The sequence below is a fragment of the Eubacterium sp. AM46-8 genome (genome assembly GCF_003466705.1).
Lineage (GTDB): Bacteria > Bacillota > Clostridia > Lachnospirales > Lachnospiraceae > Lachnospira.
This window is the reverse complement of the sequence record NZ_QSEU01000003.1, coordinates 174673-191381: the sequence shown is the minus strand read 5'-3', so window position 1 is coordinate 191381 and position 16709 is coordinate 174673. Positions and strand designations below refer to the sequence as shown.

At 36.9% G+C, this 16709-nt stretch carries 17 protein-coding genes; 5 read left to right on the top strand and 12 right to left on the bottom strand.

The window, feature by feature from the left end:
• Nucleotides 1-9: 9 nt before the first annotated feature.
• From DW963_RS03445 to DW963_RS03430, 4 genes are read right to left on the bottom strand one after another with little or no spacing between them, the layout of a single operon-like run.
• Nucleotides 10-771, bottom strand: coding sequence for a TIGR03915 family putative DNA repair protein (locus tag DW963_RS03445; protein WP_117913849.1), 762 nt, complete (start codon nucleotides 769-771; stop codon nucleotides 10-12).
• 17 nt (nucleotides 772-788) lie between these two features.
• On the bottom strand, nucleotides 789-2228 hold the full coding sequence (locus tag DW963_RS03440) for a putative DNA modification/repair radical SAM protein (protein WP_243004317.1): 1440 nt from the start codon (nucleotides 2226-2228) through the stop codon (nucleotides 789-791).
• Between the two features lie 7 nt (nucleotides 2229-2235).
• The gene (locus DW963_RS03435) at nucleotides 2236-2628 is read right to left on the bottom strand and encodes a helix-turn-helix domain-containing protein (RefSeq protein ID WP_117913847.1); all 393 of its coding nucleotides are present in this window, start codon (nucleotides 2626-2628) and stop codon (nucleotides 2236-2238) included.
• Nucleotides 2629-2635: 7 nt separating this feature from the next.
• The gene (locus DW963_RS03430) at nucleotides 2636-3331 is read right to left on the bottom strand and encodes a helix-turn-helix transcriptional regulator (protein WP_117913846.1); all 696 of its coding nucleotides are present in this window, start codon (nucleotides 3329-3331) and stop codon (nucleotides 2636-2638) included.
• A 308-nt stretch (nucleotides 3332-3639) separates the two neighbouring features.
• On the opposite strand from DW963_RS03430, the gene DW963_RS03425 reads away from it, so the two are divergent.
• Together DW963_RS03425 and DW963_RS03420 are read left to right on the top strand one after the other, a co-directional pair.
• Nucleotides 3640-3789 carry an AgrD family cyclic lactone autoinducer peptide gene (locus DW963_RS03425; RefSeq protein WP_117913845.1) on the top strand — a complete coding sequence of 50 codons (150 nt, stop codon included), beginning with the start codon at nucleotides 3640-3642 and terminating at the stop codon, nucleotides 3787-3789.
• The gene (locus DW963_RS03420; RefSeq protein ID WP_117913844.1) at nucleotides 3789-4367 is read left to right on the top strand and encodes an accessory gene regulator B family protein; all 579 of its coding nucleotides are present in this window, start codon (nucleotides 3789-3791) and stop codon (nucleotides 4365-4367) included. Before DW963_RS03425 ends, DW963_RS03420 begins: the two co-directional genes overlap by 1 nt.
• Before the next feature lie 38 nt (nucleotides 4368-4405).
• On the opposite strand, the gene DW963_RS03415 is transcribed toward DW963_RS03420, so the two are convergent.
• From DW963_RS03415 to DW963_RS03400, 4 genes are all read right to left on the bottom strand, one after another.
• Nucleotides 4406-5725 (bottom strand): sensor histidine kinase, encoded by a 1320-nt coding sequence (locus DW963_RS03415; RefSeq protein WP_117913843.1) that lies wholly within the window; start codon nucleotides 5723-5725, stop codon nucleotides 4406-4408.
• Nucleotides 5726-5731: 6 nt separating this feature from the next.
• Complete coding sequence (locus tag DW963_RS03410) at nucleotides 5732-6442, bottom strand: LytR/AlgR family response regulator transcription factor (protein ID WP_117913842.1); 711 nt, start codon at nucleotides 6440-6442, stop codon at nucleotides 5732-5734.
• A 107-nt stretch (nucleotides 6443-6549) separates the two neighbouring features.
• The gene (locus tag DW963_RS03405) at nucleotides 6550-8400 is read right to left on the bottom strand and encodes an ABC transporter ATP-binding protein (RefSeq protein WP_022098358.1); all 1851 of its coding nucleotides are present in this window, start codon (nucleotides 8398-8400) and stop codon (nucleotides 6550-6552) included.
• A gap of 5 nt (nucleotides 8401-8405) precedes the next feature.
• A complete protein-coding gene (locus DW963_RS03400; protein ID WP_117913841.1) occupies nucleotides 8406-10712 on the bottom strand; it encodes an ABC transporter ATP-binding protein in 2307 nt (768 codons plus the stop codon).
• A gap of 249 nt (nucleotides 10713-10961) precedes the next feature.
• Here DW963_RS03400 and DW963_RS03395 point away from each other — a divergent pair, with 249 nt between their 5' ends.
• The 3 genes from DW963_RS03395 to DW963_RS13905 are packed head-to-tail and all read left to right on the top strand — an operon-like array spanning nucleotide 10962 to nucleotide 12678.
• Nucleotides 10962-11600, top strand: coding sequence for an ECF transporter S component (locus tag DW963_RS03395; RefSeq protein ID WP_117913840.1), 639 nt, complete (start codon nucleotides 10962-10964; stop codon nucleotides 11598-11600).
• Nucleotides 11601-11650: 50 nt separating this feature from the next.
• Nucleotides 11651-12172 (top strand): P1 family peptidase, encoded by a 522-nt coding sequence (locus tag DW963_RS13910; protein WP_353652763.1) that lies wholly within the window; start codon nucleotides 11651-11653, stop codon nucleotides 12170-12172.
• Nucleotides 12127-12678, top strand: coding sequence for a P1 family peptidase (locus DW963_RS13905; protein WP_353652765.1), 552 nt, complete (start codon nucleotides 12127-12129; stop codon nucleotides 12676-12678). The genes DW963_RS13910 and DW963_RS13905 overlap by 46 nt, the downstream gene beginning before the upstream one ends.
• An 82-nt stretch (nucleotides 12679-12760) precedes the next feature.
• On the opposite strand, the gene DW963_RS03385 is transcribed toward DW963_RS13905, so the two are convergent.
• The 4 genes from DW963_RS03385 to nagB form a co-directional block, all read right to left on the bottom strand.
• On the bottom strand, nucleotides 12761-14230 hold the full coding sequence (locus DW963_RS03385; RefSeq protein ID WP_117913839.1) for a PTS transporter subunit EIIC: 1470 nt from the start codon (nucleotides 14228-14230) through the stop codon (nucleotides 12761-12763).
• Nucleotides 14231-14301: 71 nt separating this feature from the next.
• Nucleotides 14302-14742, bottom strand: coding sequence for a PTS sugar transporter subunit IIA (locus DW963_RS03380; protein WP_353652764.1), 441 nt, complete (start codon nucleotides 14740-14742; stop codon nucleotides 14302-14304).
• Between the two features lie 31 nt (nucleotides 14743-14773).
• Nucleotides 14774-15907, bottom strand: a complete 1134-nt coding sequence (gene nagA, locus DW963_RS03375) for an N-acetylglucosamine-6-phosphate deacetylase (RefSeq protein WP_117913837.1) — start codon at nucleotides 15905-15907, stop codon at nucleotides 14774-14776.
• Nucleotides 15908-15943: 36 nt separating this feature from the next.
• Nucleotides 15944-16672, bottom strand: coding sequence for a glucosamine-6-phosphate deaminase (gene nagB / locus DW963_RS03370; RefSeq protein ID WP_117913836.1), 729 nt, complete (start codon nucleotides 16670-16672; stop codon nucleotides 15944-15946).
• Between the last annotated feature and the right edge of the window lie 37 nt (nucleotides 16673-16709).

The following is a 16709-nucleotide window of genomic DNA, read 5'->3' as shown; positions in this document are numbered from 1 at the left end:
TATTGCGTGTTACTGAAACTCTGTTACATGCTTTCTCATCCATAAAGGCATCAGATTTCTCTGACATTCTGTATTACGCCTCTGCTTAATTGCAATAGCCTCAAAAAAAGTCTTCCACATATCTGTGTATTCATCTTCCATATTCTCTGTTTTCTGTAACAAAAGCATATCTTCGTCTGTGAAATTCCTGATATACATACTATTATTAACCGGATGAACTACTGCTTTCTTTCTGTTATCATCAATAATCATCCAGTTCTCCGATGGCATTCTGTCAGCAAAGTGCAACGAAACCTCATATATCACATCACTCTTAGGTTCAAGATGACATACGTATACCTTTCCCTGAATAGAATTAAATCTTGCGAATTCTGTAAAATATCTTGTTTCATGCACAACCCTTCTCCGTATATCCTTAATTCTTGTAACTGCCAGATCCGTTCTCATATATGCTATATCTGAGCCAGCTTTGAATCCGCTTATAAGAAATCTGTATGCCGCATCCAATGCATCCTTCTCATATGATAAACAGGCGTAATATACACATGCATAAGCCTCGTTGGAAATCTTTTTCTTTATTGAACGAACTACCTTCTTATATTCTTCCTCGTCATACTCTACATGAACATATTCGTCAAATAAAGATGGCTGTTCTTCTCCACGCTTCTCAAGTCTAACACATCCATGTCCCACTTTCAAAGCCTTCTCCCACGCCTGATATATACAACACATCATATCTTCAAATCTGTCTTCACATGTAAATATATACATACTGTCATCCTCCACATTCAAAAAAGTGACAACTGTTCATATCTTTCATTCTGATGAACCACCTTCCAATTATCTTTATGATTATCCTCTGTCAAACACTTTGTAATATATGATTCCTCTATCGGTATTCTATACATCATTCTTCCATTGCATGTTATAAAATAATGTGCCCTCTTAAGTACAACGCCCAGTTTCTTTAATATATCAAAATCAAGATGTGCATATCTTCTTGTCTGCACAATTCTCTTAGCAGACTTAGGTCCAACCCCTGGTATTCTCAAAAGCATGTCATATGATGCATTCTGCACCTCAACAGGAAACTGTCCAAGATGTCTTATAGCCCAGTCACACTTAGGGTCTAATTGTTCATTGAAATTCGGTCTGCTCTCAGACAGTAATTCATCTGCCTGAAATCCATAAAATCTGAGAAGCCAGTCTGCCTGATACAATCTATGTTCTCTGAGAAGCGGAACTGCCGCGTCAAGCTTCGGCAACGCCGAATCCTCATTAAGTGGTATATAAGCAGAGTAAAACACCCTCTTCAAGTCATAATTCTTGTACAAATGCTGTGTTGTTCTTATAAGTGTAAGATCAGTTTCTGGTGTTGCCCCTATTATCATCTGGGTACTCTGCCCTGCCGGTGCAAACGGTCTGTTAATCCCCATACCTCGTGCAACCGCTGGTAACGAAAGCTTATCTCCTGATTCCAATGCAGCTCTTTCTGTTCCAGATAAAGCAGACTGTCCTGAACCTGTCTGAGAGTTAAATATACTTCCAGACAGATATCTGTTGATACTGCTTCTTTCCATCCTTGCATCTTTTCCCATAGCAATCCTGTTAGCCGCAATTGTCCCTGTCATCTTCTCCATAGGTTCAAGAATAGTCTTAAAATTCTTATTAGGAGCAAGCTTTGATAGACTCTGCGCTGTAGGCAGTTCAAGATTAATACTCACCCTGTCTGCCAGATATCCCGCCCTTGACAATAATTCATCCGGAGCTCCTGGTATTGCCTTAACATGAATATATCCATTAAACCTATACTTAGTTCTTAAACATAATAGTGTCTCACATATTCTTTCCATTGTAAACGCTGGATTCTTTAATACTCCAGAACTTAAAAACAATCCTTCAATGTAATTACGCTTATAAAATTCTATAACAAGCTGGCACAGCTCATCCGGTTCAAAGGTAGCCCTTGGCACATCATTAGAACATCTATTCATACAATACTTGCAGTCATATACACAATGATTAGTCATCAGAACCTTCAAAAGAGAAATGCATCTGCCATCTGTCCCAAAACTATGACACACGCCGCATGCCACACTGTTTCCAAGGAAGCCTTCCTTTCCCTTCCTGTCTACTCCACTTGACGTACATGCAACATCATACTTGGCCGCATCTGCCAGAATCTGTAACTTCTCCATAGTTGTTAAATCAGATATTAATTCGAACATACGTTCATTATAAAACATTTGTTCGTAATGTCAATATGTTTTTAATAAAAAAGACGGGCGCACTTAATTTAGTACGCTCCGCCTTTTTCATAACAAATGCATCTACTATTTTCCTTATTGTGGCCAGTTCTTCCGGGTCACACATCTTCAATGCGTCAATAATATCTATGCTTGCTTTATTTCCTCTCATATTCCCCAGCATAAGGTAATCCGGTGTAACATTAAGATAATTACATATATCAACCAGCAACGTTATACTGCAGTTGGCCTTGCCACCTTCAATATTAGAAAGATATGTCTGCGACACGCCCAGTTCCTTAGCCATCTCTGTCTGTTTGATGTGCATTTCTTTTCTTCTTTGTTTAAGTCTTGTTCCAATATTAATAATTCGTTCTTCCATAACTTCCTCATACGAATTTTCTCAAATTACTGATAAAACTTAATATTATTTTCTGATCTTTCTCTGACATACTGTCAAAAATATAATCAAGAAGTCTGTCTCTGACATCATACAGATTAAGAAACATTGATGGTAAACATCCATACTGCTGATAAAGTCTTATCAAAACCATTGCATCTGGAAACTCTTTGTTATTCTCAATTTTACTATATTTGTATCTTGATATACCAAGATTATCTGATATGACCTGTTGGTCTGTTATATCGTTAACATCTCTTATACATTTTAACATTGAATCTTTAGTAGAATCTTTATCAACAGCTCTCAGCAGCTGTATATCCTTTACTATTTCATCTGAAAAACTATCTAACTTCTGCTCACACATATAGAGTACATGTTCGCTTACCACTTCTCTGACATATTCCTTCTTGGATTCGTCTCCAAATGTATCTATTTCAGAAGAAATCACATGTCTGCAAGGCTTTTCATCCACATCGACCAATAGTTTATCTATATCAGCTCCTGAATCCCACAACTTCTTTAAATCAGTCCCTGATACCATACTTCTTCCGGATTCCCTATTGGAATATTCTGGTGTCGTCATGCCAACTCTTTCAGCCATTGCACTCTGGTCATAATTCTTCATTTTTCTATCTATGCTCATTCTTTTGCAAAATGCTTTGTAATAATCCGTATACTCCATAGCAACCCCTATACATTAGTATGATTACTATTTAATTTTAGTATACGCATCTTTCGCACATATATATCGTTTGTTGCGAATTAGAATAGTATAAATGTTTATGTATGATTAATGATAATATTTTAATTTTACCATATTAATTGTTTTTTGTTAGTGCTTAAAATAATATTCATCACAGTTTATAATTTTATTCCGTTTTTAATCTAAAATACATTTAAGACATTCAAAACAACAGTTGAGACATAGTGTATTTAAAAATATTTAACAACAAAATATAATAATAACTATCTCAGGAAGGAGGAAAAATTATGAAGAGAGCAATTAAATCCACATTAAGCAAAGGCGTTACAGCTGTGCTTAATCGCACATTAACTTCTAGTGCTAATGCTTCATCAAGCTATGTATACAACCAGCCTGTTGAACCTGCATCCTTGAAGAAGTTTAAGAAAACAAAATAATGCTTGAAAAGTTTTCTAGAAACGCCGCAGTATGGTTAATTAATATAGGACTGCTGGTTGAAACTGACATAGATTTATACAGTTATGCAATTAAAAATTTATTTTTGATTATTAATCCGACAATTATTTTCACAATATACTGTATAGCATCACATAAAATTCTCCTTGGACTTTTAGAAATGTTTTCTTTTCTGCTCATAAGAAAATATAGTGGTGGTTATCATTGTCAATCTTCAACCAGTTGTCTTATATTATCTACTATTATGTTAATATTTATGGCATGGATGTCTTCACAATTGCGTCCTTCTTTGCTTGTTCTTATTATTTTGTTATTATGCGATCTGGAATTAAGTATAAAAGGACCTGTAATATCAAAGAATCATTATGTATCATCTAAAGAAATAACACACTATCACAAGTTCATGTTATTAATATTATGTAGTTATAATATTTTGTTCTTTGTATTATGGATGATTGGGTTAGAGCACTTTGCAAGCTGTCTGGCTATAGTTATAATTATATGTTCAGTTTCCCATATTATATGTATGTTTGGGAAGAATAAATCATTATATTATTAAGGCTAATTTCTTTATCAATATAGTGTAACCCTTTCAGGTTACGCTATATTTTTTTCATTAAGCAATATGATTTTTATAGTAAACTCTCTTTTTGTTTCATCATATTCTTCAATATGACTTCCTTTATATTTATCAACAATATTGTATATACTTTTCATTCCATAACCATGCTTTTTCTCTGTATCTTTCTTTGAAGAAATATATCTTCCATTAATCTTACGCGGTGCTTTAACCGCTGAATTTCGTACAATAATTATGATAAAATCATTTTTTCTTTTCACAATAAATTCAATATATGGTTTTATATCTTTTTTGCAATATTCAGCAGCCTCAAATGCATTCGACAATAGATTTCCAAATAAAGCTACTATATCTGTTGAGTCCATAACCTCTACTGTATCAGGTCTTATATCTGCAATTAAATCTATGTTATTTTTCTCACATGATTCCATATATTGACTGACAAGTCCATTAAGAATATTACTGTTGGAGAAGCTTGTCCGCCTTCGCATTTTATATTGATTCATAATATCAATAATATATTTCTTCAGCTCATTATCACTACCTATGTCCAACATAGTATTAAGATGATTATTCATATCATGCCTTAATATTTCCAAACTCTCATTCTTTTCATATTCAAGTTTGTAATATCTTGCATCTGCCCTTTCTTTTTCAAGCTGTATTTTTATCATCGCATTTTCAGCATTTCTTTCATTAACTTTAATATTAACAAATAGCACTAAAATATCTGCCAGAATCAATATTATCATACTCATTACCATACAGACTGCTTCTGTCTGACTAATCAAAGAATTCATTCCTACAACATAATATGTAATAAAAACCATTAACGATGAAATTAATGATACTATGAATAAGACTATTGGCAAATCGTCTTTATATAAATCTTTTCCTACATTACTTCTGTTCTTTATAAGGACCATTACCTGAATAAACAGGAAAAATACTGTTTTACATAAACATACTACAATAATATTAGTTACAACTCCATTTCCTTTTACATCACAGACTCCTACAAGATATTGGATAATATAAAATACTGTTAGTTCTGATAATGCCATCATTGCATTATATATCAACGCCCAAAACACTGCTACTTTCTTACTTATATTAAACAACCATACTATAAGCAAAAAATAAACCACATTATTAACTGTTGTAACAACATATATATTATCTGTCAGAAATACCCCAAACATTACAGCATGGCCTGACAGCATTATAAGTCCCGTAATCCAGTTCTTATATCTGCGTTCATACATTTGTGACATGCTCATCCATAATATTATTGCTTCTACAATGTGAGCAAATGCATAACTTATAACTATTTCCATATACAATTACTCCTGTCCAGCAAGATATAATAATACCTTCTGCTTAAAATCTGTTCTCTTCTCTCTTGATATATCAATCGGTTCTTCTCTTCCCTTAAGTTCTACACGTTTATCAGTAAATCTGACTACCCTGTCAATATTAACAATACATGACTTGTTAACAAGAAAAAACTTATCTTCATCAAGAACATTTTGCCAATATGAAAGGCTTTTAAGACTTGTATATAATTCTGTGTCTGTGCGTATGTATCTTTTTCTTACCAGTGACTCTATGCATATAATCGAATCCTGTTCAATAATTGTATTGTTACCGTTATATTCTATATTGACTTTCTTACTCTGATGCTTATTGCACAATAATAACGCTTTCTGAAGACCGCGCATAATCACAGGTCTTTCCAGTGGTTTATTAATATACCTGAAAACTCCCTCGTCCATTGCATCATCAAGATAGCCCATATACGAAGTTATTATGAATAACACAATATTCTTGTTATTATTTCTTAAACATTTTCCAGCTTCAATTCCATTAATTCCGTCCATCTCAACATCAAGAAATGCAATGTCAATCTTTTCATTATTCTTAGCCGCTTCATCACCGCTGTTATATTCATAGACTTTGTAATCTGTTATCTTATGCTCAGCAAAGAATTCATCCACATATTTTCTTATCATATCAACATAAAGCTTATCGTCATCACATATTAATATATTCATGCATTATCCTCTTCACTCAACTAATTAATAATTTTATTATATCAAAATGTTTAAAAAAACGACAGAAATTTCTTTCTGCCGTTTTTCTTAACATATATATTATCAATCTAAGAAGCCTGCTCAAACTGCGAATTATAAAGGTCAGCATAGAAACCGTTCCTGGCAAGAAGTTCATCATGAGTTCCCTGCTCAACAATATCTCCATCCTTCATAACAAGTATCACATCAGCATCTTTGATGGTTGAAAGTCTGTGTGCAATAACGAAGCTTGTTCTGCCCTTCATCAGGTTATCCATAGCCTTCTGGATTCGCTCCTCTGTTCTTGTATCAACAGAAGATGTTGCTTCATCAAGAATAAGGATTGGATTATCTGCAAGGATTGCTCTTGCAATTGTAAGAAGCTGCTTCTGTCCCTGTGAGACATTGCTTGCGTCCTCGTTAAGCTCACAATCATAACCACCCGGAAGAGTCTCAATAAAGTGATGGGCGTTAGCTGCCTTGGCTGCTGCAATAACCTCTTCATCAGTTGCATCAAGCTTTCCGTATCTGATATTCTCCATAATTGTACCCTTATAGAGCCATGTATCCTGAAGAACCATTCCAAATGCGTCTCTTAGTTCTCTTCTGTTGAAATCCTTAACATTATGTCCGTCAACAAGAATAGCTCCATCATTAACATCATAGAATCGCATAAGCAGCTTAACAATAGTGGTCTTACCTGCACCTGTCGGTCCTACGATAGCAACCTTCTGTCCAGGCTTAACATTTACACTGAAATTCTTGATGATAGTCTGGTTCTCATTGTATCCGAATCTTACATGCTCGAAATCAACCTCACCCTTAATTCCTTCTGTAGAAACAGGATTCTTAACAGTCTGGTCTTCCTCTTCTTCATCAAGAAATTCAAATACTCTCTCAGAAGCTGCTGCCATAGACTGTACCTGATTGATAACCTGGGCAATCTGCTGGATTGGCTGAGTGAAATTCTTCACATACTGGATAAATGCCTGAATATCACCGATTGTTATAACATTTTTAATAGCAAGAAGACCGCCGGTTAATGCGACGCATGCGTAACCTAAGTTACCTACAAACATCATGATTGGCTGCATCATTCCTGAAAGAAACTGTGACTTCCATGCTGAACCATAGAGGACATCATTAGTCTTGTTAAATGAATCAACCATATCCTTTTCTTTATTAAATGACTTAACAATCATGTGTCCGCCATAAGTCTCCTCAATCTGTCCGTTAATATGTCCAAGGTACTCCTGCTGTGTTTTGAAATATCCCTGTGACTTCTTAACAACGAAAGAAACAAGTCCGACTGATATTGGCAGAATTATAACCGCAATAAGTGTCATAAGTGGTGAAATGCTTAACATCATAACAAGAACACCAATCATAGTAGTTAAAGATGTAATGATTGTTGTAATACTCTGGTTAAGTCCCATTCCAAGTGTATCAACATCGTTAGTAATTCTTGATAACACCTCACCATATGTCCTGCTCTCGAAATACTTCATTGGCATACGGTTGATTTTCTCACTGATTTCTTTTCTTAATCTGTAGCAGACCTTCTGTGTAATGCCTGTCATTATCCAGCCCTGTACAAAGTTAAATACTGCACTTGCGGCATACAGACAAAGCACGAATATAAGAATTGTTCCAATCTTTCCAAAGTCAATTCCGCCAGTTCCGCCGATTTTCTTCACAAGACCTTCTGACAAAGCTGTTGTCGCCTTACCAAGAACCTTCGGACCTACAACAGAAAATACTGTTGAGCATACAGCCATAACTGCAACAAATATTATCGCAATCTTATAGCTTCCAATATATCTTATAAGCTTTCCTATGGATCCTTTGAAATCCTTGGCTTTCTCAACAGGTGCCATTCCTCTTCCCGGAGGTCCCATTCTTCTTTTCGGTGGCATTTTGATATTTTTATTATCTTCCATACTGACTAGGCCTCCTTTCCAAGCTCTTTAGCAGAAAGCTGTGAACTTGCAATCTGCTGATATGTCTCACATGTCTTCATAAGTTCTTCATGCGTTCCCTTGCCAACAATCTTACCATCATCCATAACAAGAATCTGATCTGCATGAAGGATTGTGCTGATTCGCTGAGCTACAATAATAACAGTGGCATCAGACACATTTGCAGCAAGCTCCTTACGAAGAATTGCGTCAGTCTTTAAATCAAGTGCTGAAAAACTGTCATCAAATATAAACACTCTTGGGTGCTTTGCTATTGCTCTTGCAATCGAAAGTCTCTGCTTCTGACCGCCTGAAACATTAGTACCGCCCTGTGCTATAGGACTGTCATACTTCTCAGCCTTATTATCAATGAACTCAGTTGCCTGTGCAATCTGTGCTGCCTTAACGACATCTTCATCGCTTGCATCAGGATTACCGAATCTTAAATTACTTGCAATAGTACCAGAGAAAAGCATTCCCTTCTGAGGCACGTAACCAAGCTCACTTCTTAAGTCATGCATAGAGATATTTCTTATATCATGACCATCAATAGTAATGCTTCCTCCTGTAACATCATACAATCTTGGAATAAGATTAACGAGCGTTGACTTTCCACAGCCCGTACTTCCTATAATTGCTGTAGTCTTACCCGGCTCTGCTTTAAATGTAATATCCTCAAGTGCGTTCGCTTTAGCACCCGGATACATGAAATTTACATGATTAAACTCAACTACACCCTTTGCAGACTCAATTGTCTCAGGATTCTCAGAGTCTTCTATTGAAGAATGTGTATTAATAACTTCATCTATACGGTCAGCTGCAACCATCGCTCTTGGAAGCATTACAGACATCATTGTAAGCATAAGGAATGACATAACTATAAGCATCGAATATGTTATAAATGCAGTCATAGAACCTACCTGCATAACTCCGGCATCAATTCTGTGTGCGGCAACCCACACGATAAGAACTGATAAACCATTCATAATAAGCATCATGCTTGGCATCATGAATGTCATTGTTCTGTTAGTAAAGAGCATTGTATTAGTAAGCTTTTTATTAGCTTCGTCAAATCTTTCCTCTTCCTTCTTCTCTCTTCCAAAGGCTCTTATTACAGAAAGACCAGTAAGAATCTCTCTGGATACAAGATTGACATTATCAACCAGCTTCTGCATAAGCTTGAACTTAGGCATCGCAATTACCATAAGAAGCATTACAAATGCAATGATAACAACAACAGCCATAACTATAACCCAGCCCATGCCGGCTCCTGTTCCAACAACCTTTATAATTCCTCCGACGCCAAGAATTGGTGCATACAGAATCATTCTCAGCATAATAACCGTAACCATCTGAACCTGCTGTACATCATTAGTTGTCCTTGTGATAAGTGACGCTGTAGAGAATTTGTCCATCTCAGCATTAGAGAATCCCATGACATTAGAATACAGTTTTCCTCTCATATCTCTTGCAACGCCTGCACCAACTCTTGATGCAAGGAAACCTATACATACAGAAGTAACCGCCATAAGAAGTGCCATGGCAACCATCTTAAGACCAGCTGCCCACAGATACTTAGTCTGGATAGAATCCATGTCCATTCCTGCCTTGGCATCCATGCTCTTTGCATAAGCAACGCCCATAGACGAAACAAGAGTCTTTCCCATGGTATCAATAGTCTTCTGGAATTCGCTTCGCATAGAAAGGATATCGTCTTTACTCATAGCCCCTGCACTATACATTGCCTTCACTATCTGTCTCATATCCACACATATAGTTTCAACCTCATTACCATCCGAATCTTCCATCATCTGTGTAAATGTAATGAGTTCCACACCCATAGATTTTCCAATATCTTCTACCGAAACATTTGCAAGCTGTTCTTCACTTACATGCATCTGCTCTGCCATACGGCTTTTGAATGCACTTTCAGTCACTGAAGACATCTGATTATTAATTATAAGTGCGGTAAAAAGCGTGTCATCTAAATCAGTCTTATTCTTAGAACCTTTGACACTTAATTCATAGACATTATCATCTTCATTATAAGAATACGACTGTTCCCACAGCTGTGCTTCTTCCTCTGTCATAAAAAGCTTCGCAGTGTCATATTCTTCCTTGGTAATCTTTTCTGGCACAGTATGCTCTATGCCTCCATTCTGTATACCTGTATCAATGATATCTGAAGTATACGCAGGAAGCGACAAGTCACACACTGCCTGAACGATAAGCAGCGCAAATACCAGCACTATCGACTTCCAGTATGGCAGCACATTTTTAATAATTCTGCTCATAAACATTCTCCCATCTTTATTGATAAATATTTTCAAAAAATCTGCTTTCAATAATAAATAAGCGTTTTTTATAATATCACTGATTTTCATCATAGTAAATTAATGTCAAATGTATTTTATAAATAATTTATAAAGAATGTTTGAATAATAACAATATATATGTTATTATACGCGCGAACGTCATCCGTTTTTCGGAGATGTATCTTAACAAGCCGGAAGGGCTGCATACCTTTCCGCAAAGGAGACAATATGAATACTATTAATGCAACTCGAACTTCTGCAACGAAGTTCAACACTAAGTACATGGTGGAGCTGGCACTTATGGTTGCGGTCATACTCGTTATGTCACTGACCCCATTAGGCTACATCCGTACCCCTGGACTTTCTATCACCCTTTTAACTGTTCCTGTAGCTGTAGGTGCTATCATCTTAGGACCTGTCGGCGGTTTAATCTGTGGTCTGGCATTCGGACTTACAAGCTTTTATCAGTGCTTCGTTGGAGGCGCAATGGGAACTGTTCTTCTCGGAATCAATCCATTTGGTACATTTGTAACAACAGTAGTAACAAGAACTCTTGAAGGCTTCCTTACAGGACTTATATTCAAGGGACTTCATAGTATTAAGGGAGTTAAGAAATTTTCTTATTATATAGCAAGTCTTTGCTGTCCTTTACTTAATACTTTATTATTCATGAGTTCACTTGTTCTCTTCTTCTATAATACAGATTATGTACAGGCCTTCGTTACTGCACTCGGAGCTAAGAACCCACTTATATTCGTAGTATTATTTGTTGGTGTTCAGGGACTTATAGAGGCAGGTATCTGCTTTATTGTTGCCAGTGTGGTTTCCCGTGCATTATATGCTGCACTTAAGCTTAACCAGAATTAACCAGTCACTTTGATTGAATAAATCGGACATTAATCAACGGAGGATTAGTTTTGTTTACAGAGATTTCAGTTAATGATATTAATGATTTTAGATTAGGTCATGCTTCCAATAAGGAAGCTGGCACAGGTGTAACTGTTATATATTTTCCAGACGGCGCGACGGCAGGCTGTGACATTAGCGGCGGCGGTCCGGCATCAAGAGAAACACCTCTTACTATGCCTATGACTGCTGACAATCCGATTAATGCCATTGTACTGTCAGGCGGTTCAGCATACGGTCTTGCCGCATCTGACGGAGTTATGACATGTCTTGAAGAACATGGTATAGGATATGACACAGGCGTTTCACTTGTTCCGCTTGTATGCCAGTCATGCATATTTGATCTTGGATATGGAAGCTCTAAAGTACGCCCGGACAGTACTATGGGATATGAGGCCTGCATTCAGGCACTTATGAAGCCGGTGTTGTCAATACTGATGCTTCCACCGCTGCCAATTCGGATAGAAACGACCCCGTTCAGGGCTGTATCGGTGCCGGAACAGGTGCAACTGTCGGAAAGATTATGGGAATGAAGCAGGCTGAAAAGTCAGGACTTGGAATATATTCAGTGAAAGCCGGCACATTTATAATGACAGCAATTGTTGTTGTAAATGCACTCGGCGATATATCAGATTATGAAACCGGTAAGAAGCTTGCCGGACTTAAGAACGCTGACAGAACAGAGTATATAAGCTGTGAAGAAGCACTCTATCAGTTCATGGCACCTCGCGATATGTTCACAGGCAACACAACAATCGGTGCGGTTATAACTAACGCTGCATTTAACAAGGCTGAACTTAACAAAATTGCATCTATGGCAAGAAATGCGTATGCACGCTGCATTAACCCAGTCGGTACAATGGCAGACGGAGATACAATATATGCTGCAAGCACTGCAAAACGAGGCGACAGCGAAGCAGTACGTGTTGATATCAACTTCGCAGGAACACTTGCTGCCCGCGTTATGTCCGCTGCAATTAAGAATGCTGTAATGAATTCTAAGATATCTGATGAAGAATTTTTAAGCATGGTAAAGTAATACATGAAATAATCCCCGATAAGCTGCAGTTCTGGCAGTCTTACCGGGGATTTTTTATATTATATTTATTTTTACATTTTAATTATTCACAAAGCTTAGAAAATGCATCTGCAACAAACTGTACCTTAGTTCCTATAATAACCTGTACAGATGTCTTTCCAGGTTTCATAACACCAGCAACACCAGCTGATTTAATAACCTTATCATTAACAAGTGTAATATCCTTTACTTCAAGTCTCAGTCTTGTAATACAATTATCTATGCTTGCAATATTCTCTTTTCCGCCACAGCCTTCAAGAATTGTCTTTGCAATTGTTGTATAATCGTCACTTGCAAGTTCAACTTTCTTTTCTGCTTCTATATCATCATCTTCTCTGCCAGGAGTCTTTAAATCCCATTTCTTAATGGCAAATAAGAATACGAAATAGAATACGAAGAATGCTGCTATACCAAGAGGAATTATCAACCATGTCTTCTGTGCTGCCGGAAGAGATGATGAGAATAACAGGTCAGTAGCACCTGCTGAGAAACTAAATCCTGCTCTGAAGCCTAATGCAACTGTAATCATTGTAAATATACCATAAAGAAGTGCATAGATAACATAGAGTCCAGGAGCAAGGAACATGAAACCAAATTCAAATGGTTCTGTAACACCACAGATAAATGCACATAATGCTGCAGAAGCAACAAGTCCTATAGCTACTTTTTTCTTAGCTGGCTTTGCACATTTAATCATAGCTAAAGCTGCACCTGGAATACCAAACATCATACATGGGAAGAAGCCTGACATATACATTCCAAGACTCCATGAAACATCACTTGATGTTTGTCCTGCCCAGAAGTGCTGTAAATCTCCAAGTCCGATAGTGTCAAACCAGAATACGTTGTTCAACGCATGGTGTAATCCGGTAGGAATTAACAATCTGTTCAAGAATGCATAGATACCTGCACCAACAATATCAAGCTTTACAATTGCCTTACCAACGCTTACTAATGCGCCGAACAGTAATGGCCATACAAATAATAAAACAACAGATACAAGAATTGATACTACTCCTGAAACAATTGCTACGCATCGTTTTCCACTAAAGAAAGATAACCAGTTTGGTAATTTTGTATCTTTAAACTTGTTATAACACATAGCACCGATTATACCAGCAAGAATACCAATAAATGGATTCTCAATCTTGTTAAATGCAAGAGTTTTAGTTGCACTGTCTGCTATAGAAGGTATAATTACTGTAACAAACTTTGTAGAAAGAAGTGTTGTCATCATAAGCCACGAAGCAAGTGCCGCAATTCCTCCGGTACCATCATTTTTATCTGACATACCTACACCGACACCAATTACAAAAAGGATTGCCATGTTATCAATTAAAGCTCCACCAGCTTTTACAAGAAACAGACCAATCATATCAGCTGCGCCCTTAATATCTCCACCCTGCATAGTTTCTGGACACAGCATATAACCGATACCCATAAGGATACCACATATAGGCAGTACTGCCACAGGAAGCATTAACGCTTTTCCCAGTTTTTGAAGAAATTTCATACTTTTCTCCTCCTTTACATCATTATTAATCGGGGTAATCCCAATCACGCACATTGTGAAGTCCTTAGTAATTATGATATTTTCAGGACTTCATCATCAATAGATACCTCACCCTCCTTTATTAGATTAATTTTATTATAATCGTCGGTATTGCATATAAGGACTGGTGTAATCGTATCCAATCCTGCCGACTTTATTTTTTCAAGATCAGCCTCTAAAAGTAAATCACCCTTTTTTACCTGCTGACCACCTGAAACATGTGAAATAAATGGTTCTCCCTTGAGCGTTACCGTATCCAGCCCAATATGTATCAATAATTCCGTTCCCTGACTGGTTGTCATTGTCACAGCATGAAGAGTATCAAACACCATTGAAATCTCACCATCTGCCGGAGCATATATCTTTCCTTCAGAAGGAATTACTGCAAATCCATCTCCAAGAACCTTTTCTGAAAATGTTGGATCTGAAACTTCAGTAATTGGCACCACTTTTCCTTTACATGGAGAATAAATAATATTATCCTTTGACTTTCCTTTGAAAAACCTAGCATATTATCTCCTTTCCATCAATATATACTCTCTTAATATTCAATTCATCATCAATAAGCACGAAATCTGCTTGTTTTCCTACAGAAATACTTCCGACTTTATCATATATACCAATTTCCTTTGCCGGATTCTCTGTTGCACACATAACAGCTGTTTCTAATGAAATCCCTGCTTTTTTAACGACATATCGAAGACAATCCATTAAATTAGTTGCTGAGCCAGCAATTGTTCCATCATGTAAGGTTGCCAGATTACCTTTTACCACTACAGGCTGTCCTCCAAGAGTATATTCGCCATCCTCTAATCCTGTTGCTCTCATGCTGTCACTGATTAGTATTATGCGTCCCGCACCCAACATGGCAAATGTTGCCCGTATTACTGATGGATGAATATGAACTCCATCACATATCAGTTCTGCATGACATTGATATGAATCTCTTATTGCACCTATAACACCAGGCTTTCTATGATTCATAGGGGGCATTGCATTGTATAAATGTGTTGCATGAGTTACACCATGTTGAATTGCCTCCATCGCAGTATCATAATCCGCTGCTGTATGAGCAATCGACACCACAACATTATCTTTTACTTTATCTATGAAATCCATCGCACCCGGCTCTTCTGGTGCAATATCAACAATCTTTATTAAATCATGTGCAGCTTTCTGGAGTTCACAGAAATACTCATAATTACAATGCATAATATTCTCTGCTGCCTGTGCACCCTTTTTTTGTGGACTTATAAAAGGTCCCTCCATATTAATTCCTACCAGATGGGCTCCACCATTATATGAATACTCTCCGGCATTCTTCATAACTTCAACGAGTTCCTCCTTAGCTATCGTCATGGTTGCCGGACATATACTCGTCACCCCGACAGAAGCCTCATACCTGGAAATTATATCAAGTGCCTCTTTAGTTCCATCACACATATCTGCACCCTTGCATCCATGAAAGTGAATATCTACAAGTCCTGGAATCATCTTAAGTCCTGTAGCATCTACAACTTCATCGCCAACATAATTATGTACATCCAGCACTTTGGTGAATGTACCGTTATCTACAACGACATCTCCCTTAACAAATACATTGTCCTGTGTATAAACATCAGCATTCTTTATAATCATATGTTCTCAACCTTCTATCCACCAAGTTAATATGCTTTAATAAATCTTACTAAGAGCTGCTTCATCCGCTACCAGTGTTACATCATTATGCAGCTGCAGAACTGATGCAGGAACATATGGTGTAATATGTCCAAAAAAAGCTTCTTTCACAATCTGTGCTTTATCTTCCCCACTTGCAACAACCAGAATCTTCTTTGCCTGCATTATTGTCTTGATTCCCATTGTGTATGCCTGTCGTGGAACATCTTCTGCTGATTCAAAAAACCTCTTATTAGCTTCTATTGTAGATTCTGTTAAATCAACACAATGAACCTGTTTTTCAAATGAATCTGATGGTTCATTAAATCCTATGTGTCCATTATGACCTATTCCAAGAAGTTGTAAATCAATACCACCAAGAGACTTAATCAGTGCAGAGTATCTGTTACATTCTTTTTCCGAATCCTGCTCCATTCCATTAGGAATATGAGTATTATCATCTGATATATTCACATTATCAAATAAATTCTTATGCATAAAATAATAATAACTCTGATCATTGTCCTGACTGAGTCCCTTATACTCATCAAGATTAACAGTCTTAACTGCTGAAAAATCTAAGTCACCTTTTTTATACCATTCTACTAACTGCTTATATAACCCAACCGGCGTTGAACCAGTCGCAAGTCCAAGTACACATTCCGGCTTCATAATAATCTGTGCTGATATAATATTAGCCGCCTTTCTGCTCATATCAGCATAATCTTTTGCTTTATATATTTTCATCACTTATCACCCCATTTCACATATTCTACCATCTCAG